A 23,461-nucleotide genomic window follows, 5' to 3' on the forward strand; every position below is an offset into this window, starting at 1 on the left:
TGAATTAGTTTCACTTCGGCTCTTCAAACCCGGGAAAAGTGCATTAAGTTCGGTGTGCACAATTCAATTGTCCGGGCAATAAAATGAAATTCAATTATCAAAACCCAACTAAACTTCTGTTTGGTCAAGGAAAAATATCGGAAATTCGGGATCAGGTCCCAACTGGAAGTCGTATTCTACTGGCCTATGGTGGTGGATCGATCAAAGCCAACGGTGTTTACGAGCAAGTGTTAAGCGCGCTTGAAGGTTTCGCCGTGGTTGAATTTTCTGGAATCGAAGCCAACCCCCGCTTCGAAACACTCGAAAAAGCAGTCGAGCTTGTTAAAGAACAGAAACTAAACTTCATTCTCGCAGTTGGGGGTGGGTCTGTTGTTGACGGTTGTAAGTTTGTGGCAGCTGCTGCGCACTATGACGGCGACCACTGGGATATTCCAAGTGGCAAACACCGCATTCAAAAGGCAACACCACTTGCATCTGTACTGACTTTGCCAGCAACAGGGTCAGAATCCAACGGTAACTCAGTCATCACGCGTAAGTCCACAGGCGAAAAACTCGCTTTCGGATCTCCGCTTGTTTTCCCTGTGTTCTCGGTTCTCGATCCTGACACCATGAAAAGCTTGCCAGAGCGCCAACTCAAGAATGGTTTGGTCGATGCGTTCGTCCACGTCTGCGAGCAATACTTGACCTTCCCGACCGGTGCATTGGTACAGGATGGATATGCAGAAGCATTGCTAAGAACCCTCGTTCAACTGGGTAAGAGTTATCCGGAACGCGATACTGATGAATGGCGTGCCAATCTAATGTACGCAGCAAACCAAGGCTTGAATGGCCTTATCTCATGCGGTGTGCCGCAAGATTGGGCAACACACCAGATTGGACATGAGCTGACCGCATGTTTCGGTATTGACCACGCCCAAACACTCTCCATCATTCAGCCAAGCCTCTTGCGCAGCCAGATTGAACTGAAGCGCGCAAAACTGGAGCAAATGGGGACCACAGTGTTCGCTCTACCTCCATCTGAAGATCTGGCTGAAAAGACAGTTGATGCGATTGAAGAGTTTTACCAACAACTGGCCATGCCAATTCGTCTGTCCGATGCCAATATTACGGATCAAAACGACATCGACACGCTCATGCACATCATCGAAAGCCGCGACTTTTTGCAAGCAATCGGCGAGCATGGAAAAATCACACCAGGCGTGATCAAAGACATCGTGTACTCAGCTCGCTGAGCCACAAAGAACCAATCAGCCCGCCACTCAACCGGCGGGCTTTTTTGTGCATACAACTTGTTTCCTGTGAAATCTCAAGTGACAAACTCATCCACCTCCCGCTATCCCTGTGAGATATCAGAGCATCCTTTCGCAGATTATGAGGGAGAAACGGGTATGTTGCAGTTGTCCGACACCCAAACCAAAAACGCCCTGCCCTTCCGATCATTGGTCGAGGCCTTGAGAACAATGTTCAAAGAGGGCTGCGAGATGCCTGTTCGGCACCATCATACCATGGGTGTGCCGGATAAAGCAGACGCGACCTTGTTACTCATGCCTGCATGGCAGTCGGGCGCCTATTTTGGCGTAAAACTCGCCAGTGTCTTTCCGAGTAATGCAGATATTGGACTTCCTGCAGTCTCCGCCACTTATCTGCTTTCTGATGGTAAAACAGGCGCACCGCTTGCGTTGGTTGATGGCGGCGAACTTACGGCCCGCCGAACTGCAGCAGCCTCAGCTCTTGCTGCAGACTACCTTGCTCGCAAGAACGCAACGAGCCTGACAATGGTCGGCACGGGCCGTCTCTCAGCAAACCTCATTGAGGCACATTGTTCAATAAGACAGATTGAAACAGTAACCCTCTGGGGCCGCAACTACGAAAAGGCAAAGGATAATGCGCAGGACCTGAGCACAAAACTTGGCGTTAAGGTTGTCGCTGAGCAATCTCTTCCAAAAGCTGTTGAGCAAGCTGATATCGTTTCCGTTGCAACACTGTCCAATGCTCCCCTGATACAGGGTGAATGGCTGTCCGATGGATGTCATCTTGATCTTGTGGGCGGGTTCACCCCTAAAATGCGCGAAGCAGATGATGCTGTTATCTCCCGCTCGCGCATTTTTGTCGACACGCGTGCAGGCGCAATGAAGGAGGCTGGAGACCTGACCATCCCGCTAGCAAACGGTACGTTGAAACCTGAAGATGTTCAGGCTGATCTTTATGACCTCACCAGAGGCGACAACATCGGCAGAGCAAGTGAAAATGAAATCACCTTCTTCAAATCGGTCGGTGCTGCATTGGAGGACTTGGCAGGAGCAATCCTCGCCTATGAGAACTCAAAAGAATTGCTAAACGCGTAGACAAATCTATGCTCAGCACAGTTATCCATTTCTGTGCTGAGCCCAAAACCGTTGCCGCATCTCTGCCGTTCTGAAGTGTGTAAAGTGTAAATCCCGCTGCATAGACACCAATGGCTGATAATGAAGCAGATCGATTTCCTTGGTCGCAACTGGCCTCAAACTATCCAGCACATAACATGCACCTTGAAATTGAACCGTAGTCACAGCGTGTATGACCTTCCGCCTGCTATCCTTCACCACAACAAACCGCAGATCTGGTTCTTCATAGCCCAGCGCTAACAGACTGAAATATTTGGCAATCGCATAGTCCTCACAATCACCTTGAAAACCCAGAAACTGCAAAGGTGCACGCCAGACGTCCGCTTGCCCAGCGGCAATCGCCTGAGGATCATATCCAGCACTTTCATTGATATAAGAATTGAGCAGCGAAAGCTGTCGCAGTGACTTGCTGTGTCCAACACCGCGGATAATGCGTGACCAATAGTCCACGGAACCTGCACACCGCAGATTTCCAGCAAAGCATTCCTTTAAGGAGGCCAATTGTTGGTCACATTCAGGCAGGACGACCTGCCATTTCCTGAATGCCCTGCTATTGCCGCCATTAATTTCAACCGACCCAAATAACCCAAAGCTTTCCCGTTTCTTTGTGGCATTTGGAGCCGTAAACCTCACCAGAGAGAACAGACGACGGCGGCGCACTTTGCTTTGATAGCTAAACCGCAGATTATCGGCTTGCGCACTGGACATACTGGACACAATGCCAGTCAGAAATGCAGCTTTAACCACCATTCCTACAAAGCTTCGTCGCAACAAACCGCGTTTCCTGCGGTGTTTGCCCCGGTATTCCGGAAGAGCCATAACGCATTACCGTTCTCTTAGTGCCTCCTCACGTGCACGATTGACTGGCTTAAGAATGTAAGAAAGCACACTCTTTTCTCCAGTGAGTATATCGACGGAGGCGATCATCCCTGGAAGGATGGGAAGACTCTTGTTGCGACTTTCTAACTCTGTTTGTTTGGTTTTGATAATTACGGAGTAAAATTGCTCACGAGTACTTTCATCGTAAACAGTGTCTGCAGAAATTCCTTCAACTTGCCCGTCCAAGCCCCCATAAATGGAAAAATCGTAAGCGCTGAGCTTAACAAGCGCTTGTTGCCCTTGATGAATAAAAGCAATGTCCTGAGGTTTGACCTTGGCCTCAACGAGCAAAACATCCTCAACGGGCACAATGGTCATAAGCTGCTGAGAAGGCGAAGCCACGCCGCCAATTGTACTCACATCAATCGTGTTGACGATGCCGTCCATGGGTGCGCGAATGTCTGCGCGATCAACCTTGTCACCGGCCCCCTTGGAAGCTTCCGCAATAATGTCCAGTTGCGCTTGCACCTCGCTCAGCTCAGCACGTGCTGCCTGTCGGAACTTGGTGTAAACACCTTCAATCTCCTGTTCGGCCTCCTCAACAGCCGCCTGCAATCGCCCCTCCGTGACCTGAAGCGTGTTGACCTGCCCTTCAAGGTCGCCAATTTCACGCTGAAGCTTAAGCATATCTGTGCGGGGAATAATCTGCTTTTCGGCAAGCGGCGCTTTCAACTCTCGTTCTTCATTTGCAAGGAGCAGTAAATCAAGAACCTTCCGTCTCTGGTTTTCTGAGGCTTCAAGTTCCGCCATACGTTGTGCCACGCGCGAACGATTGATTGCGACTTGGCCCTTCAATCCTTCCAGGTTGGCTTGAAAAAGAGACAGCTCAGAGGCAACAATCTGCTCAGCATTCTCATGATAGTGATCACTATATGCCAGCTCCTCCCCACGCTCAGGCCAAACAGATTGGAACTCTAACCGTTCACGAGCAATTTCCAATGCCAGTTGCTTTGCTACCAGCTCACCCAGATTGGAAGAAAACCCCGTATCATCCAAACGGATCAGAATGTCGCCTTTACTGACAAGATCGCCCGTCTTTACGAGCACCTCTTTGACGATCCCTCCTTCAAGACTTTGAATGACCTGTATCTTTGCAGATGGAATGACACGCCCATCTCCACGTGTCACTTCTTCCAATTGCGCCCAACCGGCCCAGAAGACGAACGAAATCAAAAGCAACCCGATCATCAGGACCAACAAGCGTGCGCGCGCAAACACGGCATTTTCCAATCCAACGGACACCTGAGCAGTACCGCGCGGAAGTCGCTTGGTTTCAGCACCTAGCCTCATCCAATTTGTAACCGGTTCCATCAGATGTAATAGGCGCAAAGATAATCCCCCTAGAAACTCCCCAACAAGTTCCAGAGGCACGCGACCAACCGGAATCAAGCTATCCTTACCAAAGGTAACCCTCCTTGGTTTTTCTGAATACTACGGGGATCTATTGCGGAGAATTGCAGGTTGGAACTGACAAAAACGGCCAAGCCGAAAACAAGAAAAGAAAAGATACCGCCTTCCGTAAAAAAGGAAGACACAACGACGACTGAAGTCCCTTCCTCAAACAAAGGGAGTGATACAGTTGTCGAAGCCACGGTTTCGGTTGCAACGTCAGAAGAAAACCAAAAAGCAAAACAGAAACCTGAAAGCACAACACCTGTTAAGGACACCACATCAGATGTCCGCCCTGCGGACTTAATTGACATCGACCCGTTACGGGGATGTCTCGAAATTTTACTGGTTCAACATAACATGCCAGCAAACTCAGAGAACCTCATTGCAGGCCTACCGCTAGAAAATGGTAAGCTCACCGCAGATTTATTACAAAAAGCCCTCAAACGCGCAGGCTTTTCGACCAAGGCTTTTCACCAGAAAATAACTGGTCTTTCCTCTCTTTTGTTTCCTGCCGTTCTGCTCCTCAAATCCGGTGGAGCATTGGTCATTCTAGAGAAGTACGATGAGAAGTCCTATGCAGTCGCCCTCCCACACGCAGATGGCGGCGCTGTATTGGCTAAACTGGAAGAGCTTCAGGCGCTCTGCAGCGGAGAAATTATTGTTGCAAAGCCCTTCTACAAACCAGAAGGTTCACAGGAGCAAACAACTAAGGAAGATAACTCCCATTGGTTCTTCAGTGGCATTAGAGCTGTTGCACGAGACTACGCCTTCGTTGCACTTGCAGCAGCCTTCATCAACCTGCTCGCACTGGCATCACCGCTCTTCACCATGAACGTTTATGACCGTGTGTTACCCAACTCGGCCTTCCCGACACTCTGGGTTCTTACCCTTGGCGTAGCAGGTGCATTGCTCTTTGACCTTTTATTGAAGTCACTACGCGCCTCCTTAATCTACTTTGCAGGCAAACGAGCTGATTTGATTATTTCCTCCAGACTATTTGATCAGGCGATGCACTTGAAAATGGCTCATCGCCCCGCAAGCACCGCTGGCTTCATCAATGAAATTCGTGAGTTCGAGACCATTCGCGAGTTCATGACATCAGCAACTATCGCTGCCATCACAGACCTTGCCTTCCTTGGCATGTTCCTTGGCTTGATCTGGTATATTGGTGGCCCAATGGTTTATCCGCTCCTTATTGCAATTATGAGCGTAGTCATTATTGGACTGCTAATGCAGTTCCCGCTCAAGAAAGCTGTAGAGGCGACCGTTACTGATGCCACAGTACGCAACGGACTATTGGTAGAGTGTCTCTACGGCTTGGAAACAATCAAACTCCAACGTGCAGAAGGACAGCTTCTGGGCAAATGGGAGAGCGCCACAGCCTCGGCAGCCTCAGCACAAAACAAAGTCAGATCACTTTCTACCTGGGCTTTGAATTTGACTGGCTTTTTGCAGCAACTCACCACAGTCGCTCTTCTGGTCACAGGCGCATATCTGTTCTCAGAAAAGCTTATCTCCATGGGTGGCATTGTGGCCTGTGTGATCTTGGGAGGAAGAGCCGTTGCCCCACTAGCAACACTTTCCAGTTTTCTGGCACGGTTTCAGCAGGTCAAAGCCGCCTATAAAAGACTGGATGCCATCAATCAGTTACCACGAGAATCACCGTGGGCCTCCAGACATCTAAGCAAAGCCATTGATCACGCTCAGATTTCTCTGAAGAACATGAGCTTCACCTATCCGCAGGCCACAGAGCCGACATTGAGAAACCTGAACCTATCCATTTCGGCAGGAGAGCGGATCGCTATACTCGGGCCTGTCGGCTCAGGCAAATCCACTCTGGGCCGAGTATTGAGCGGCCTCTATTTGCCAGAGGCAGGAAGTTATGCCATCGACAATCTGGACCATCAGCAATTTGCGCCCACGGAATTGAGAAGATCCATAAGTTACATCGGACAGGATGCCAGCCTTTTCTCCGGTTCTATCAGGGACAACATCAAGTTAGGGTGCCCTGAGGCCTCTGACGCTGAACTGGTCAAAGCGAGCGAGAATGCCGGAGCATTGGAGTTTATCGATGCCCATCCACATGGGTTTGCCAGATTGATTGAGGAAGGCGGTCGTGATCTCTCTTCTGGACAAAAACAAAAGCTCATCCTCGCCAGAGCATTCATGGGCAAACCCAAACTACTTTATCTGGATGAACCCACGGGCATGATGGATGGCCAAACCGAACAACAGTTCATCAGTTCCCTCTCATCAGTAGTCACCTCACAGCAGACCTTGATTATTGCCACACATCGCACGGCACCACTTTCTCTGGTCGATAGGCTGATCATTCTGGATAAGGGCCGTATTCTCGCTGATGGCCCAAAAGAAAAAGTCATCCATATCCTTTCAAAAGGAACTGGATGACCTGAGAACTTAGTACTCCCTCATGTATTCGCGAAAACAGAGGCAGCGATTGACAGCTTCATCATCCCAGACCGCGTCTTTCATGTAGCCAATGGCAACGCCACACCAGTCTCTTGTTTCAAGCGCCCAATCAAACCGCAACTGTACGATTGAACTTTGCTGCGCGGAGACAACAACGGTATTTGCCTCCTCAAAATAATCACGCACCCGAACAGAAATCTCACTGTGCAGTTCCTCAGGATGTCTCAGATTGAAGTTATAGCACACGCCACCGCGATAATAGTCGGAGGTCGCAACAGCAAGATCCGCACTGACCGCATCCCCTGCCCAAACCGTAAGAGACATGGCAGCCCCCCAAATGAGAAGTGCTGGACCGCTCATGCCCGTCGCAAACTTAAGTTTGCCCATAATACCCTCCCTTACTGTTTCGGTTTAGGCATAGCAACAGGTGTCCCACGCGCCCATTGAGCTGAAACACCCGGCAATACTTTGCCCGGTAACCAACCCTCTGTTTCCTCATCATCCCGAACTTTACGATAGCCCGCATCGGCTTGGGCAGGAGGTTGAACATCAAATGACTCTAGCAAGCCACCCATTGCAGCCAGTAGTCGGTAGTTGGCAAAGGTTTGCGCATAGCGAGCAGATATCTCGGAAACCTCTGTAAAGAAAACGGTGTTTTGTGTATCCAGAACATCCAGCAGAGTTCGCTGCCCAACAGTGAACTGGCCTTCATATGAAATGAGAAGTTGCTGTGACGCTGAAAGCTGTTTTTTGATGATTGCAAGTTGCTTGGAGAGCTCTATCCGCCTGATCCAGGAAGCGCGCGTTTCCCGCTCAACTTCACGAAAAGCACGCGCAGTTCTCATCCGTGCCTCACCAGCCCGCTCAACCTGCTCCGCACGCCTGTTCTTCGTAATATTGCCATTAAAGAGGTTCCAACGCATTACAACCAGCGCTGTGGCCTGATTATTGACGCCGGGAAATCCGTTCAGGTTCTCGCCAACGCGCGAAGAAAGCTCCAGATCCAACCTGGGATAATAATCTGCCTCCGCAATCTTGATCTGCGCATTCGCTGCATCAACATCAGCTTTGCGTAACGCAATCAAAGGATTGTTCCGCCGCGCTACATTCAAAACATCCGGAAGCGTGCCAGGAATACGCCGTGAGACACTGGGAACACCTCCCATGCGTCCCACTGGCTTGCCCACCACCTCAATGAACGTGGCTTCTGCAAGTTCAAGTTCTTCAACAACCTCCTGCAATGCAAGCCTTGCAGCAAACACCCGCTCACTTGCCTGCTGCACATCCGCCACGGAAACAACCCCGCGGGACAACCCCGCCCGCATATCGGAGGCAACTTTGGAATGATAGGCAATATTACGTTGGGCAGACTGTTTCACTTCAAAAAGACGGGAAACTTCCACATAGGCGCGAACTGCACTGAGCCCGATGAACTCTGAACGCTCCCAGACTCTGAAAGAGGTCGCATCCAAACGAGCTCTTTGACGCTCAATCTCGTAGGTCGTCGCAAACCCGTCAAAAAGCTTTTGCCGACCCGTTGCTCTCACTTCATAAGGACCATAAAAAAACTGATCCCGCTGACGTGTAAAACTGCGATCTGCCCATTCCGCCCCTCCGCGAAATTCAAGATCAAGACGCGGCAGCCATTCGCCTTTGGCTTGTTTCAGCTCAAAGCCAATCGCGTTGCGGTCAAAAACCGCTTCACCAATTTCGGGATTGCTATAGACGGTAAGATTCACTGCGTCTCTGAGAGACATCGCGTGGCCTGCTCCGCTCAACAAGCCTACGGCAGCAACGCCAAGAATAAGTGGCGCAAACAACTTCATACACACGCCCTCTACGCAATACTTGAGACAACCGGGCAACTGAAGCTTTAATTTACTTTATTTTAATATAATGTCATTCCTCACGCAATTAAGTGTAATAAATATCAATAACTCAAAAAGTAATAGCAACTTCAACTCAGAAGGCGCCACCTTTAATATTGTCAGTTATGCGTATTGTATAATGTATATATAAATTTGAACTCCATTTGATTTAGAATTCGGTAGCACAGTTTCAGAGAGAGATGCCTTCTCATTCAGAAAAAGCGCGCTAACGTCCTGTTCCAGTTTGCAAAGGGAGCCTTGCATGCCGAATACCAGTACCGGTGAACCTCAAGCGCTTCCAACCAATCAAACAACGCCTGAACAGGCCCCAGACTTGGAAAATGGATCTCAACAAGAGGCCAGTTCAACAGCACCAAACATCAGCCAGCTTATTATCCAACTCCCGGATAACATTGAAACAACGTCAGAAACGCTGTTAGATGGTCAACCACGTGGCATGAACCTGCTTCTCAATGAGGTTGAATGGGATCCTGTTAGAGAAATTCTGCTGTTGCCATCAGGTTTGGAACTTGCAGATATCCAGACCGCCAATGGCACCACCGAAATCACTCTGGCAGATGGCACACGCCTGATCATTGAGGGTCACAGCAGCAATCCACCTTCCATTGAAATTGAAAATCAACTCCTCACCGCGCAGGAAATTCAAACAGCATTTGCAGCTGCGCGAAACGCCGAACCAAGTGCTGGTCCAGAGACCTCATCAGGTGCACCAAGCGCTTCTGAGCCCTCAAGCGGCAACAATGAGCCTCAGTCTCCGTTACCTGCCAACGATGAACTCATTGGCAGCGGAAATGACTTCGAGCCAATCTCAATCGTCGTCCAGCCGGCTTTCCCAATCACACCGCTTCTATTGCCCTCAGAGCGCAATGAAGAGGTTCTCGAACGTGAATTTGGAGATGGCACATTCGAACCTGACCAGCAAACCACATCCACGCCAGACCTATCCAATCCGCGAGTGACACCTGCCTTTTTCGCAGGCAACACTGATGATGTGTACGAGTCCGGCCTCGCGTCTGGCACTGCAGCAGGACAGGCCGCCACTCAAACTGCTGGGCCGATGAACATCCAAAGCGGTTCCTCCCCGCTCCAAACGCTCGAAGTTTGCGATCCCATTCAAAATATCTGGGTAGATGTCACCAGTGGCGGTCAGATCATTACGCCCCACGGCACCTACACTATTACAGCGAATCCAGATGGAACCTACAACTGGACCTACACTCTCAGCACCTCAGGTGATCACAGCAACAGTGCGCAGCAAGACCTCATGAAAGTCCGCGTGACCAATGAAGAAGGCAATCAGGCAATTGGTGACATCACCATCAATATCCTCGATGACACTCCTCTGATTGATATTGCGGACGAACCAGCCACCATTGCAGAGGGCAACACTTTAAACAGCACTTGGTCCCTTGCCCCTGGAGCAGATGGCGTCACCCATGTCACTATCTCAGTGCCCGGAGAAGGCAACCAGACCATCTCCCTTGCCGGTAACACCCCTGCCACGTTCACGCTGCCCAAGGGGACACTCACCGTCAATCCAGACGGCACTTACTCCTTTGAAGCTGCTACCAATCTAGACAATGACGACCCACAAGAACAAAGCTTCACCATCACCGCAACAGATGCTGATGGAGACACCAGGTCAGACACACAGACAATCACCATCACCGACGGCACATCACCAACACCGCCAGACAATCTGCCCGGCAAAGCAGTAGATCTGATCTTCACGGTCAATGAAGCAGCTCTTGATACAACACAGGATCAAAATGATCTGGCAGCAGGCAACATCACCGGTTCAGATCCAGCCAATACTGCCGAGACAGATGTCTCAAGTGCCCTCACCTTCACGGCTGGTTCTGATGACCTAACCGCATTCTCATTTGGTGACCCTTCAGGCATTACAATCACCAATGGAGACGCAACCCTCAATATCAGTTGGACAGTCTCAAATGGCCAGCTTATCGGCTCAATAAACGGCACCCCTGCTATCATTTTGGCATTGGATGCTTCAGATATCCCGGCAGGTCAACAAGGCTCGATACAGGTCACAGCAACGCTGACAGATGCATTTCCCCATGATGCGAACGAAAATCCCATCAAGATCAACGGCATCACCATAAACGCGTCAGATCATGACGGAGACATGGTAACAGCTGACATTCAGGTCAACATCATTGACGACACACCGCAATTGGACATTGCAGACACACCAGCCTCAGTCGCAGAAGGCGACACACTCAACGGCACGTGGTCACTCACCCCTGGGGCTGATGGTGTTACTGACGTCACCGTTTCCGTTTCTGGTGAGATCGACCAGACCATCTCCCTTTCCGGCAACACCTCTGCCACGTTTACGCTGCCCAAAGGCATACTCACCGTCAACCCGGATGGCACTTACTCCTTTGAAGCCGCTACCAATCTGGACAACGACAATCCACAAGAACAAAGCTTCACCATCACCGCAACAGATGCTGATGGAGACACCACATCAGACACACAGACCATCAAGATTACCGATGGAACATCACCAACACCACCAGACAATCTGCCCGGCAAAGCAGTAGATCTGATCTTCACGGTCAATGAAGCAGCTCTTGATACAACACAGGATCAAAATGATCTGGCAGCAGGCAACATCACCGGTTCAGATCCAGCCAATACTGCCGAGACAGATGTCTCAAGTGCCCTCACCTTCACGGCTGGTTCTGATGACCTAACCGCATTCTCATTTGGTGACCCTTCAGGCATTACAATCACCAATGGAGACGCAACCCTCAATATCAGTTGGACAGTCTCAAATGGCCAGCTTATCGGCTCAATAAACGGCACCCCTGCTATCATTTTGGCATTGGATGCTTCAGATATCCCGGCAGGTCAACAAGGCTCGATACAGGTCACAGCAACGCTGACAGATGCATTTCCCCATGATGCGAACGAAAATCCCATCAAGATCAACGGCATCACCATAAACGCGTCAGATCATGACGGAGACATGGTAACAGCTGACATTCAGGTCAACATCATTGACGACACACCGCAATTGGACATTGCAGACACACCAGCCTCAGTCGCAGAAGGCGACACACTCAACGGCACGTGGTCACTCACCCCTGGGGCTGATGGTGTTACTGACGTCACCGTTTCCGTTTCTGGTGAGATCGACCAGACCATCTCCCTTTCCGGCAACACCTCTGCCACGTTTACGCTGCCCAAAGGCATACTCACCGTCAACCCGGATGGCACTTACTCCTTTGAAGCCGCTACCAATCTGGACAACGACAATCCACAAGAACAAAGCTTCACCATCACCGCAACAGATGCTGATGGAGACACCACATCAGACACACAGACCATCAAGATTACCGATGGAACATCACCAACACCACCAGACAATTTGCCCGGTGAAGCAGTAGATCTGATCCTCACGGTCAATGAAGCAGCCCTTGATACAACGCAGGATCAAAATGATCTGGCAGCAGGCAACATCACCGGCTCTGATCCAACCAGCACTGCCGAGACAGATGTCTCAAGTACCCTCACCTTCACGGCGGGTTCTGATGATTTGTCTACGTTTGCTTTTGGAGATCCTTCTGGCATCACCATCACCAATGGAGACGCAACCCTCAATGTTAGCTGGGCAATCTCAAATGGCCAGCTTATCGGCTCAATCAACGACACCCCTGCAATCATATTGGAGCTGGATGCTTCAGCCATCCCAGCAGGTCAACAAGGCACAATACAAGTCACAGCCACGCTGACAAATGCCTTTCCTCATGATGTGAGCGGAGATCCTATCAACATTAACGGCATCACCATAGATGCCTCAGACCATGACAGAGACACGGTCACAGCTGACATTCAGGTCAACATCATTAACGATGCTCCACAGCTGGACATCGCAGACACGCCAGCCTCAGTCGCAGAAGGCAACACACTCAACGGTACCTGGTCGCTCACTTCCGGAGCAGATGGCGTCACCCATGTCACTATCTCAGTACCCGGAGAAGCCAACCAGACCGTCTCTCTATCTGGTAACACCCCTGCCACGTTCACGCTGCCCAAAGGCATACTCACCGTCAACCCGGATGGCACTTACTCCTTTGAAGCTGCTACCAATCTGGACAACAACGGTCCGCAAGAGCAAACTTTCACCATCACCGCAACAGATGCTGATGGAGACACCACAACTGACACCCAGACCATAACCATCACCGATGGCATATCACCAACACCACCAGACAACCTACCTGGTGAAGCAGTGGGCTTGATCCTCACCGTCAACGAAACAGCCCTTGATACAACGCAGGATCAAAATGATCTGGCAGCGGCTAATATCACCGGCTCTGATCCAACCAGCACTACCGAGACAGATGTCTCAAATACACCCACCTTCACGGCTGGTTCTGATGACCTAACTGCATTCTCATTTGGTGATCCTTCAGGCATTACAATCACCAATGGAGATGCGGCCCTCAATATCAGTTGGGCAATCTCGAATGGCCAGCTTATTGGCTCAATAAACGGCACCCCTGCTATCATTTTGGCATTGGATGCTTCAGCCATCACAGCAGGTCAACAAGGCTTGGTACGGGTCACAGCAACGCTGACTGGTGCCTTTCCCCATGATACAAGCGGAGATCCCATCAAGATCAACAGCATCACCATAAACGCTTCAGATCATGACGGAGACACGGTCACAGCTGACATTCAGGTCAACATCATTAACGATGCACCACAGCTGGACATCGCAGACACACCAGCCTCAGTCGCTGAGGGCGACACACTCAACGGCACATGGTCACTCAATCCCGGTGCTGATGGAGTTACAGACGTCACCGTTTCCGTTTCTGGTGAGATCAACCAGACTGTCTCTTTATCTGGTAACACCCCTGCCATCTTTGACATGCCTAAGGGTACGCTCACCGTCAATCCAGACGGCACTTACTCCTTTGAAGCTACTACCAATCTAGACAACAATGATCCGCAAGAGCAAACCTTCACCATCACCGCAACGGATGCTGATGGAGACACCACGTCAGACACCCAGACTATCAAGATCACCGATGGCACAAATCCGTTCGGTGGCGACATTATCGCCTTAAGTCTTGATGAGAGTGCTTTGGGAGATCAGGTCGGTAACAATGAGCCGACAGGAGATGTAATTGGATCAAACCCAGCTAGTACAGCAGAAACACAAAGCGATACGCTGAGTTTCACAGCTGGTTCTGATAATATCATAAGCTTCACGATTGGGGACACATCCAGTATCGAGGTCCGTGATGACAGCGGCGCTGTTGTTACCTCCATCAACTGGGCACTTTCAGCCGATAAACAGACACTCACAGGCTCAATTAATGGCCAAAACACTATTCAGTTGGCCCTGACAGGCTCATCCATTGCAGCTGGATCTACGGGTTCAGTTCAAGTAACTGCCACATTGCTTGCAGATTTTCCGCATGTGACCAACGGAACCAGCGATTTCACAATATTAGGTGTCCCGGTTGTCGCAACGGATACAGATGGCAGCACTGCTCTGGGCATCACCAACATCTCAATCAAAGATGACAATCCAGACATCGACATCTCAGACACACAGAACGTCGTAACTGAGGGAGAGACAATCAGCGATACCTTCTCACTCAGCTCTGGTGCTGATGGATACGCGCAAGTGACTGTCTACACGGACGTAAACGACCAACACATCGTCAATCTGGCTCCTAACACACAAACCACGCTGTACACGCAGCAAGGTGAACTTACCATCCATTCAGATGGCACATGGGAGTTTACAGCCGACACGGGGCTGGACTTTCCCCAAAACCAGACACTGCAGTTTTTCATTTCAGTCGAAGATGGTGATGGCGATACAGATACGGATAGCCACCTCATTTCCATCAAGCAGGCAGCACCGCCCATACTTGGCACATCTGGGGATGATGTGCTGACAGGGACACAAACCAGCGAGCTGATCAAAGGCCTCGACGGTGACGATCACATCTCCGGCATGGAAGGGCGAGACAAGATTGCAGGAATGGGCGGCAGGGACACACTTGAAGGTGGAGCCAACAGCGATACATTTGTGCTCGATCTCTCCAATCTCACAATTGCAGATCTCATCACTGACTACGATTCATCTGGAGATGACGCCGATCGGCTGGATGTGACAGAGTTGATTGGATCCGAGCAAGTCACACAGCAAAATGTGGGAGACTACTTCCAACTGTCAGGAGGCGTTCTGAGTTTTGATCAGGATGGAGCTGGAACGAACCACCACATGGTACAGGTCATGGAGTTTTCGTCGCCTCCAGCTCAATTGGAGCTCATCGTGGATGAAAATCAGGCACCACTCATTGTCACTGCATAACTCACTAGGCTCAGCACAAAGAAAAACCCCGAAAGCGATAGCCTCGGGGTTTAAACAGGATCAGCTGCAGATCAAGGCAACACCGGCCATTCGTTCTGGCTCAATCACCCAGAAATCACCGGATTTGCGTCCACCAAGTGCTTCAGCATATGTTCCAAAGCTCTCCAGGTTCGCAGCAGAAAAGCCAAGGGCCGCCAGTTTAAGGCCTGCCCTTTTAGCTGGAGCTTTAACCCCATAAAGGCTCTCATAGGCGCTTGGAGAAAGAACTTTGACTGTCCCGCGCGACGTTTCAATTTCAACACCAAGGCTGGAGAGCCGCGCAGTACGTTCACCAATAAACGCCTTCAGGAATTCATGATGATCGGCAGGGTCGTCAGCAACAAAGATGACTTCGCTCAGATCACACACAGTGTTCGGATGGGATCGATACTCTGCCTTCCAGAAGTTTTCTGGAAACTTGTTATGGCAAGTAAAAAAGCCAAGCTCCCCGCTGAGCGGATCTGCCGTGAACGTCAAATCAAAAGCAACCTGACGTTCTTCGCCCTCAGGAGAAACAGCAATCCGCTCAAAGGAGAATGGCGCATACTCAGGAAGACCGGCAGCAGTGTATGCTTCACGGTCGTCCACCGCGCTCGTGCTGTCCATCACGAACATGGAAGCACCTTCTCCCTTCAGCAGGAAATCACGATTGAACGCGCCAAAAGAGAAAACACCTTCACTTGGTTCTGTCAGTTCAGCGTTTTCGCCAATCGCCAAAACCTCAAGAAAACTGCCATTCAGCTGAACGAGGCGGTTCTCAGTACCCCAAGGATGACGTGCAGTTGGCGTCACCTTAAATCCGAGCTGTTCCCAGAGCCCTGCTGCATCCCGCAAAGAGTTTACAGCAAGAACAATGTGGTCAATTCCCTTAGTCAAAGTGTTTCCCCCCAAAACGTCCGATTAAACCAGACGGCTATTATCGCGCGCAGCACCTACAAAGGAGGAGAACAGCGGATGCGGTTCAAACGGGCGTGATTTCAGTTCTGGATGGTACTGAACACCAATGAACCAAGGATGGTCATCGATCTCTACCGTTTCAGGCAGAACACCATCTGGAGACGTACCGGCGAAAATCAGACCAGCTTCTTCAAGCTTCTCACGATACCCGATGTTCACTTCATAACGGTGACGGTGACGCTCGGAGATCTCTGTGGAATCGTAGATCGCAGCAATCTTACTGTCAGCTTTCAGGACTGCATCATAAGCACCAAGACGCATGGTACCGCCCAGATCACCTTCTGCCTGACGCTGTTCTTTCTCGTTACCGCGTGTCCATTCAGTCATCAAACCAACAACTGGCTCTTTGGCTGGACCAAACTCGGTAGAGCTCGCATCAGCAATACCTGCAAGGTTACGCGCGGCTTCAACAACAGCCATCTGCATACCAAAACAAATACCGAAGTAAGGAATGTTGTTCACACGCGCATAGTGTGCAGCAGCAATCTTGCCTTCAGAGCCGCGCTCACCAAAACCACCAGGAACAAGAATACCGTTCACGTTAGCAAGGAACTCGCTTGGGTCTTCCTTCTCAAATGTTTCAGATTCAATCCACTCAAGATTGACCTTCACGCCATTTGAGATTCCGCCATGCACAAGCGCTTCAATCAAAGACTTATAAGCGTCTTTGAGAACGGTGTACTTACCAACAATCGCAATGGTGACTTCACCCTCTGGATTGAACAGAGAGTTTACAATGCTTTCCCAACGGGAAAGATCTGGAGCCGGAGCACCCGTGATGCCAAATGCATCCAGAACCTGCTCATCCAGACCTTCCTTGTGGTAGGCAAGCGGCACTTCATAAATGCTCTTCGCATCATATGCCGGAATAACAGCTTCTTCGCGCACATTACAGAACTGGGAAAGCTTACGGCGTTCATTCTCTGGGATCTGACGATCACAACGCACCATAAGAATGTCTGGCTGAATACCGATAGAACGCAGCTCTTTAACAGAGTGCTGTGTCGGCTTGGTTTTCATTTCACCAGCACTTGCAATGTAAGGCAGCAGTGTCAGGTGGATGTAAACAGCCTGTCCGCGTGGCAAATCATTGCCCAGCTGACGAATAGCTTCGAAAAACGGAAGACCTTCAATATCACCAACGGTACCGCCAATCTCACAAAGCACGAAGTCGTAGCCTTCGTTGCCATCCAACACGAAGTTTTTGATCGCATCAGTCACATGAGGAATCACCTGCACGGTACCGCCAAGGTAATCACCACGGCGTTCCTTTGCGATAATGTCCTGATAAATGCGACCAGTGGTAATGTTGTCCTGTTTGTTTGCTGGACGACCCGTGAAACGCTCGTAGTGGCCAAGATCCAGATCGGTCTCTGCGCCATCATCCGTCACATAACACTCACCATGCTGGTAAGGGCTCATGGTACCCGGATCAACGTTCAAATAAGGATCGAGCTTACGAAGTCGAACCTTATATCCGCGCGCCTGTAAAGCCGCACCAAGAGCTGCGGAGGCAAGTCCCTTCCCAAGAGAAGAAACAACACCACCGGTGATGAATATGTACCGTGCCATGGATCGCTACCACGTTTGAAAGGGCGGAACTTATCAGAAGGGAAGCACGCCGAGGTGGGTGCCTGATAATCCAATACCCTGGATAATTGAGTTATGTCTGAACGCACGAATGACGGACACTGCACAAGTGTGCGGTGCCGTCAGACGTATATTTCAACTGTTTCTGCTTTACAGCAGATTACTGAGCAGGTGGAACCTGCGGGCCAGTTGGCTGACTTTGCTGCTGAAGCTGGTCAAGAAGACCATTGCCAGCGCCCCCTTCTGTACCCTGTGTTGCTGATCCGGCAGGAACCTGATCAAGCAAAGAGCCTGGACGCTCATCATAACGAGCCAACAGAGAAAGAGCGAGTGAAGTAGCAAAGAAGCAGACAGCAAGAATCGCAGTACCGCGAGTCAGCACATTAGCTGTGCCGCGGCTGCTCATCACACCACCGCCGCCACCGCCGCCAATACCCAATGCGCCGCCTTCAGAGCGCTGCAGTAGAACCAGTGCTACCAGCGCCACGACGACCATCAGGTGGATAACAATCAGAACGGTTTCCATAGGTATCCGTAGGTTTAATGAATTCGTTAGTCGGCCTTCTAACCGAATTTGCTGCGCCTTTCTACCCTAAAGGCGCAGCAAATTGGTGGACTGCTAAGAATATTATAAAAAACCGGCTATTATTAGCCGCGATAAGCTTCGGCAATTCCAAGGAAATCCGTAGCTTTCAGGCTTGCACCGCCAACCAGAGCACCATCAACGTTTTCAACCGCAAGCAGCTCTTTTGCATTGGTAGGCTTAACAGAGCCACCATAAAGCACGCGCATTTTGCCGCCAACATCACCACCAAACTGCTTGATGAGAGTCGCGCGAATAGAAGCGTGAACCTCAGCAACGTCTGCTGGAGTCGGTGTCAATCCAGTGCCAATCGCCCAAACAGGCTCATAAGCAATTACAGTATTCTCGGCAGTTGCGCCCGCTGGTACAGAACCCAGAACCTGCTTAGTAACCACGTCAAGCGTTGTACCCGCCCGGCGCTCGCTCTCGACTTCACCAACACAAACAATAGCAATAAGGTCAGCGCGGTAAGCAGCTTCAGCCTTCTCACAAACGTCTGCATCAGATTCGCCATGATCCTCACGGCGCTCAGAATGACCAACAATCACAAACTTGCCGCCAGCATCGCGGATCATTTCCGCAGAAATATCGCCAGTATGCGCACCGCTTTCTTTAGCGTGGCAGTTTTGTGCACCAATCGCAATTTTGTCTTGGGAAGCCAACTGCGCAACCAGCAATGCAGGTGGGCAAATCAGAAGCTCTACATTTTCGGCAAGTGCTGAGTCGTATCCCGCGCCCATAGCTTCCAGCTCTGCAGCTGAAGCCTTGGTACCATTCATTTTCCAGTTACCAGCAACAAGTGGCCGATTAGTCATATGATCCGTTCCCCAAATATGAATTCCAAATTCCCAAATGGAATGTGTGCTCACTAGCAGAAAAAACACTTAAGTCCCATAGCGGATTACCGCTAGTACGATGAACTTCGTATCTCCTGTCGAATCTCACAGCCTTTATGGCGTGTAAACTTGCCCCAGGGCGAAAGGAACACTATTATCCGGCGGCCTTGCATGTGTGCGCGAGGAGACTGTCCCTCGCCTTCAACAAGAGAACGGATAAAATTATGCTCGACGCGCTGCGTAATAGCGTAGGTTCCTGGTTTGCAAAGATCCTGATCGGCCTGTTGGTCCTCAGCTTTGCAGTTTGGGGGATCGCTGACGTCTTTACTGGAATCGGCTCCACATCTGTTGCCTCAGTTGGCGACAAAGAAATTTCGGCTCAGGATTTCCAACGAGCTTATTCACGCGAGCTCGACCAGCTGTCACGCCGCGTCGGCCAGCCTGTCACTCAGGAACAGGCCGCTGCATTTGGCGTACCCGCTCAGGTTCTGGGCCGCCTCATCGCCGAAGCTGCGCTTGATTATGAAGCATCTCAGCTGCGCATCGGTGTATCTGATGAAGCTATTGTCAAAACCATTCAGGAAACACCTGCATTTCAGGGTGTAAACGGCTACGATCGTAACCGCCTGAGCCAGGTACTTTATAATCTGGGCATAAGCGAAGACGAATTCGTGATGCAGCAGCAGTTCGTCGCAGAGCGTCAGCAGCTTGCAGAAGCAGTCATTGGCGGCATCGTTGTGCCTAAGGCAATGCTCGAAGCTTTCGACAAATACGCAATGGAAGAGCGCATTGTTGAGTACCTCGTACTGCCACAGAGCTCTCTGACAAATGTTCCAGCTCCGACTGACGAAGAACTCGCTACGTTCTTTGAAGAGAACAAAGGCAACTACAAAGCACCTGAATACCGCAGTGCCACTTTGATCGAGCTGACAGCAGACAAGACTGCAAAGCCGGAAAATGTGACGGAAGCGGAACTCGCTCAGGAATATGAGCGCACCAAAAACCGCTATCAGTCTCAGGAACAGCGCCGCATCTTCCAGATTTCCTTCCCAACCAAACAGGAAGCAGAAGCTGCTGTTGTTGAGATGGAGTCCGGCAAGACTTTTGAAGACCTCATGAATGAACGCGATCTGACTGAAAAAGACGTCGATCTCGGCCTCATGAACAAATCCGGCTTCCTTGACCAGAAAATTGCAGATGCAGCTTTTGCTCTCAAAGAAGGTCAGGCAAGCAGCGTGGTCGAAGGTCAGTTCACCAACGCGATTCTCTTTGCCAAAGAGGTTAAGGCAGCTGCAGTACAGCCTCTGGAAGACGTTAAAGACGAACTACGCGGTGTCGTTGCTCAGGCAAACGCAGCCGATGAAGTAGAAGACCTCTTCAACGAAGTCGAAGACGCACGCGCAGGCGGCAGCACCTTTGAAGAAATCGCTGAGCGCTTTGATCTGGCTCTGATCAACACACCTTCATTTGACGCTTCCGGCAAAAACGAAGCGGGCGAAACTGTCGATCTTCCACAAGCAAACGCGCTGACCACAGCAGTCTTTTCAACCGATGTTGGCGTTGAAAATGATCCGCTGGAAATCGGCCGTACAGGTCACCTTTGGTACGAAGTGAAAAATGTCACCCCTGCCCGCGACAGAGAACTCTCTGAAGTGAAAGAAGCCGTGACTGCTGACTGGACTGCCAACCGCACAGCGGAATTGCTGGAAGAGAAAGCTCAAGCTCTGATCGCAGAAGTCGAAGCAGGAAAGCCTCTTTCCGAAGTCGCAACGGCCGAAGGTCTGACAACAGCCACATCTGCTCCGTTCACCCGCAACGGCGGCATCGCGGAGCTTTCCGGCTCTGCTGTGACAGCAGCATTTTCCGGACCAAAAGGCACCGCCTCTCAGATTCCTGGCAACAACGAAGACCGCATTCTTCTTGTCCTCACCGACACGACGTCTCCAGCCTTCATGACAGAATCTGAAAACGTGCAGCGCATTGACACTCAGCTAACAGGCGCACTGGAAAGTTCCTTGCTCAACCAGTTCATCTCTCAGCTGGAGCAAACAGAAGGTGTCCGAGTAAATCAGGCAGTCTTCAACCAGCTGACCGGACTGGATCGCCAGTAGACAAATCCTTGTCGAAAACAAGCCCGCCACACTTATAAGTGTGGCGGGCTTTTGTTTATCTCCTAGACAGCCCTCCGAAAGCTATCTAATAGTTAGCCCTTGTGTATGCTAAGGAATTACCTGAGAGATTGAGGGGGTTTTCGCCGTGAGCAATTTGAAAAATCTCATTGGAATTGTCGCTGACGGAAACACGTTGGACCGATCTCAGGCCCGTGAGGCCTTCGAGATCATCATGTCAGGCGCTGCAACTCCTGCACAGATCGGCGGCTTCCTCATGGCCTTGCGCTTGCGCGGCGAAACCATCGACGAAATTTCCGCAGCTGTAGAAACCATGCGCGCCAAAATGATCCCGGTGAAAGCACCAGATCACGCCATCGACATTGTCGGCACAGGTGGCGACGCATCCGGCTCCTATAACATCTCAACATGTACAGCCATTGTTGTGGCAGGCTGTGGCGTGACCGTTGCAAAACATGGCAATCGGTCCCTGTCCTCCAAATCCGGCTCAGCAGAAGCACTTGCCGAGCTTGGCATCAACCTGGACCTGGATGCAAACGGCATCAGCCATTGCATTCATGAGGCCGGTATCGGCTTCATGTTTGCACCAAACCACCACAAGGCCATGCGCCATGTCGGCCCGGCCCGCATTGAGCTGGGCACCAGAACAATCTTCAACCTGCTAGGTCCGCTCGCCAATCCGGCAGGAGCAAAGCGCCAGATGACAGGCGTATTCGCACAGCAATGGGTTGAACCACTCGCTAACACTCTTCAGGAAATGGGCACCGAAAAAGCCTGGATCGTCAACGGCTCCGATGGAATGGACGAAATCACCACCACCGGAACCACCTTTGTCGCCGAACTGAAGAACGGAAACATCAACACCTTCACAGTGTCTCCTGAACAGGCGGGCCTGCCGCTTGCAAAGACAGAAGATCTGAAAGGTGGCGATCCGAAAGAAAACGCTCAAGCACTACGCGAAGTGCTGCAAGGAGCAAAAAACGCCTACAGGGATATCGTCCTGCTCAACTCAGCTGCCTCCCTTATCGTCGCAGATAAGGTCTCCACCCTCACTGAGGGTGCCCAGATGGCTGCGCAGGCGATTGACCAAGGTGCCGCCCTTTCCCGACTTGACAAACTTGTTGAAGCCTCCGACGCCGCAACAGCTGCCAATATGAAACTCTAAGACCACGGATCCCATGTCAGATATCCTTAAGAAAATCGAAGCTTACAAACGTGAAGAAATTGCTGCTGCCAAAGCGCAAACTTCATTGGCTGATCTGAATGAGGCGATTAAAGCAGCAACACCAACACGCGGCTTTGCAGATGCCTTGAAAGCCAAGCATGCGAACGGTGAATACGCCCTGATCGCAGAGGTTAAAAAAGCAAGTCCATCCAAAGGATTGATCCGCGCTGACTTCAACCCGCCCGCACTCGCCAAAGCATATGAAAACGGTGGTGCAGCATGTTTGTCCGTATTGACAGACACACCATCCTTTCAGGGCAAACCAGAGTACCTTGTAGCAGCCCGCGCTGAAGTCTCCCTGCCTGTTCTACGCAAGGACTTCCTATATGACACCTATCAGGTTCAGGAAGCACGAGCATGGGGCGCTGACTGCATTCTGATCATTATGGCCGCTGTTGACGACCAACTGGCCAAAGAGCTGGAAGACACCGCGTTTGAACTGGGCATGGATGCACTTATTGAGGTGCATGACGAAGCTGAGCTGGAACGCGCGCTGATACTCTCGTCTCCGCTTGTTGGCATCAACAATCGCAATCTAAAAACCTTCGAGACATCTCTGGAAACCAGCGAGCGGCTCGCACCACTGATCCCGCAAGATCGGATCATCGTTGGCGAGAGCGGCCTGTTCACTCCGGAAGACCTCTCCCGAATGGAAAACTCCGGCATATCCACCTTCCTCATCGGCGAAAGCCTGATGCGTCAGGAGGATGTAGAAACCGCAACTAAAGCTTTGCTTAAACGCTAAAAATCAACTGCTTGGC

General features: G+C 50.8%; 15 protein-coding genes. 7 read left to right on the forward strand and 8 right to left on the reverse strand.

Annotated features, from left to right (window positions below; all coding sequences use genetic code 11):
- The first annotated feature begins 83 nt into the window (after positions 1 to 83).
- Together PsAD26_RS17240 and PsAD26_RS17245 are read left to right on the forward strand one after the other, a co-directional pair.
- Positions 84 to 1,232 carry an iron-containing alcohol dehydrogenase gene (locus tag PsAD26_RS17240; protein WP_063311446.1) on the forward strand — a complete coding sequence of 383 codons (1,149 nt, stop codon included), beginning with the start codon at positions 84 to 86 and terminating at the stop codon, positions 1,230 to 1,232.
- A gap of 156 nt (positions 1,233 to 1,388) precedes the next feature.
- Positions 1,389 to 2,345, forward strand: a complete 957-nt coding sequence (locus PsAD26_RS17245; RefSeq protein WP_063311447.1) for an ornithine cyclodeaminase family protein — start codon at positions 1,389 to 1,391, stop codon at positions 2,343 to 2,345.
- A 21-nt stretch (positions 2,346 to 2,366) separates the two neighbouring features.
- Here PsAD26_RS17245 and PsAD26_RS17250 read toward each other — a convergent pair whose 3' ends face one another.
- Together PsAD26_RS17250 and PsAD26_RS17255 are read right to left on the reverse strand one after the other, a co-directional pair.
- Complete coding sequence (locus tag PsAD26_RS17250) at positions 2,367 to 3,158, reverse strand: transglutaminase-like cysteine peptidase (RefSeq protein ID WP_208985739.1); 792 nt, start codon at positions 3,156 to 3,158, stop codon at positions 2,367 to 2,369.
- A gap of 51 nt (positions 3,159 to 3,209) precedes the next feature.
- Positions 3,210 to 4,592, reverse strand: a complete 1,383-nt coding sequence (locus PsAD26_RS17255; protein ID WP_208985740.1) for an HlyD family type I secretion periplasmic adaptor subunit — start codon at positions 4,590 to 4,592, stop codon at positions 3,210 to 3,212.
- A gap of 132 nt (positions 4,593 to 4,724) precedes the next feature.
- Between PsAD26_RS17255 and PsAD26_RS17260 the strand changes: the two genes are divergently transcribed.
- On the forward strand, positions 4,725 to 7,064 hold the full coding sequence (locus PsAD26_RS17260) for a type I secretion system permease/ATPase (protein ID WP_063311450.1): 2,340 nt from the start codon (positions 4,725 to 4,727) through the stop codon (positions 7,062 to 7,064).
- 9 nt (positions 7,065 to 7,073) lie between these two features.
- Here PsAD26_RS17260 and PsAD26_RS17265 read toward each other — a convergent pair whose 3' ends face one another.
- On the reverse strand, positions 7,074 to 7,472 hold the full coding sequence (locus tag PsAD26_RS17265; protein WP_063311451.1) for a hypothetical protein: 399 nt from the start codon (positions 7,470 to 7,472) through the stop codon (positions 7,074 to 7,076).
- Between the two features lie 11 nt (positions 7,473 to 7,483).
- Positions 7,484 to 8,911 carry a TolC family outer membrane protein gene (locus tag PsAD26_RS17270; RefSeq protein ID WP_063311452.1) on the reverse strand — a complete coding sequence of 476 codons (1,428 nt, stop codon included), beginning with the start codon at positions 8,909 to 8,911 and terminating at the stop codon, positions 7,484 to 7,486.
- 304 nt (positions 8,912 to 9,215) lie between these two features.
- On the opposite strand from PsAD26_RS17270, the gene PsAD26_RS17275 reads away from it, so the two are divergent.
- Positions 9,216 to 15,341, forward strand: coding sequence for a type I secretion protein (locus tag PsAD26_RS17275; RefSeq protein ID WP_193758307.1), 6,126 nt, complete (start codon positions 9,216 to 9,218; stop codon positions 15,339 to 15,341).
- 60 nt (positions 15,342 to 15,401) lie between these two features.
- Here PsAD26_RS17275 and PsAD26_RS17280 read toward each other — a convergent pair whose 3' ends face one another.
- The 4 genes from PsAD26_RS17280 to tpiA all read right to left on the reverse strand — a co-directional run bounded on the left by PsAD26_RS17280 (position 15,402) and on the right by tpiA (position 19,325).
- Positions 15,402 to 16,256, reverse strand: a complete 855-nt coding sequence (locus PsAD26_RS17280) for a VOC family protein (protein ID WP_208985741.1) — start codon at positions 16,254 to 16,256, stop codon at positions 15,402 to 15,404.
- Positions 16,257 to 16,280: 24 nt separating this feature from the next.
- Positions 16,281 to 17,909 (reverse strand): CTP synthase, encoded by a 1,629-nt coding sequence (locus tag PsAD26_RS17285; RefSeq protein WP_063311453.1) that lies wholly within the window; start codon positions 17,907 to 17,909, stop codon positions 16,281 to 16,283.
- A gap of 178 nt (positions 17,910 to 18,087) precedes the next feature.
- Positions 18,088 to 18,453, reverse strand: a complete 366-nt coding sequence (gene secG, locus PsAD26_RS17290) for a preprotein translocase subunit SecG (RefSeq protein ID WP_063288990.1) — start codon at positions 18,451 to 18,453, stop codon at positions 18,088 to 18,090.
- A 122-nt stretch (positions 18,454 to 18,575) separates the two neighbouring features.
- On the reverse strand, positions 18,576 to 19,325 hold the full coding sequence (tpiA, locus tag PsAD26_RS17295) for a triose-phosphate isomerase (protein ID WP_063311454.1): 750 nt from the start codon (positions 19,323 to 19,325) through the stop codon (positions 18,576 to 18,578).
- A gap of 245 nt (positions 19,326 to 19,570) precedes the next feature.
- Between tpiA and PsAD26_RS17300 the strand changes: the two genes are divergently transcribed.
- From PsAD26_RS17300 to trpC, 3 genes are all read left to right on the forward strand, one after another.
- Positions 19,571 to 21,457, forward strand: a complete 1,887-nt coding sequence (locus PsAD26_RS17300) for a SurA N-terminal domain-containing protein (protein WP_063311455.1) — start codon at positions 19,571 to 19,573, stop codon at positions 21,455 to 21,457.
- Between the two features lie 145 nt (positions 21,458 to 21,602).
- The gene (gene trpD / locus PsAD26_RS17305) at positions 21,603 to 22,640 is read left to right on the forward strand and encodes an anthranilate phosphoribosyltransferase (protein ID WP_063311456.1); all 1,038 of its coding nucleotides are present in this window, start codon (positions 21,603 to 21,605) and stop codon (positions 22,638 to 22,640) included.
- Between the two features lie 13 nt (positions 22,641 to 22,653).
- Complete coding sequence (gene trpC / locus PsAD26_RS17310; protein WP_063311457.1) at positions 22,654 to 23,445, forward strand: indole-3-glycerol phosphate synthase TrpC; 792 nt, start codon at positions 22,654 to 22,656, stop codon at positions 23,443 to 23,445.
- Positions 23,446 to 23,461 lie beyond the last annotated feature (16 nt).

The organism is Pseudovibrio sp. Ad26 (genome assembly GCF_001623285.1).
Lineage (GTDB): Bacteria > Pseudomonadota > Alphaproteobacteria > Rhizobiales > Stappiaceae > Pseudovibrio > Pseudovibrio ascidiaceicola.

Coding starts and splice junctions, on each gene's coding strand:
- secG (WP_063288990.1), bottom strand. CDS start 18,453: ATGGAAACCGTTCTGATTGTTATCCACCTGATGGTCGTCGTGGCGCTG.
- trpC (WP_063311457.1), top strand. CDS start 22,654: ATGTCAGATATCCTTAAGAAAATCGAAGCTTACAAACGTGAAGAAATT.
- PsAD26_RS17275 (WP_193758307.1), top strand. CDS start 9,216: ATGCCGAATACCAGTACCGGTGAACCTCAAGCGCTTCCAACCAATCAA.
- PsAD26_RS17270 (WP_063311452.1), bottom strand. CDS start 8,911: ATGAAGTTGTTTGCGCCACTTATTCTTGGCGTTGCTGCCGTAGGCTTG.
- PsAD26_RS17245 (WP_063311447.1), top strand. CDS start 1,389: ATGTTGCAGTTGTCCGACACCCAAACCAAAAACGCCCTGCCCTTCCGA.
- PsAD26_RS17265 (WP_063311451.1), bottom strand. CDS start 7,472: ATGGGCAAACTTAAGTTTGCGACGGGCATGAGCGGTCCAGCACTTCTC.
- PsAD26_RS17300 (WP_063311455.1), top strand. CDS start 19,571: ATGCTCGACGCGCTGCGTAATAGCGTAGGTTCCTGGTTTGCAAAGATC.
- tpiA (WP_063311454.1), bottom strand. CDS start 19,325: ATGACTAATCGGCCACTTGTTGCTGGTAACTGGAAAATGAATGGTACC.
- PsAD26_RS17285 (WP_063311453.1), bottom strand. CDS start 17,909: ATGGCACGGTACATATTCATCACCGGTGGTGTTGTTTCTTCTCTTGGG.
- PsAD26_RS17240 (WP_063311446.1), top strand. CDS start 84: ATGAAATTCAATTATCAAAACCCAACTAAACTTCTGTTTGGTCAAGGA.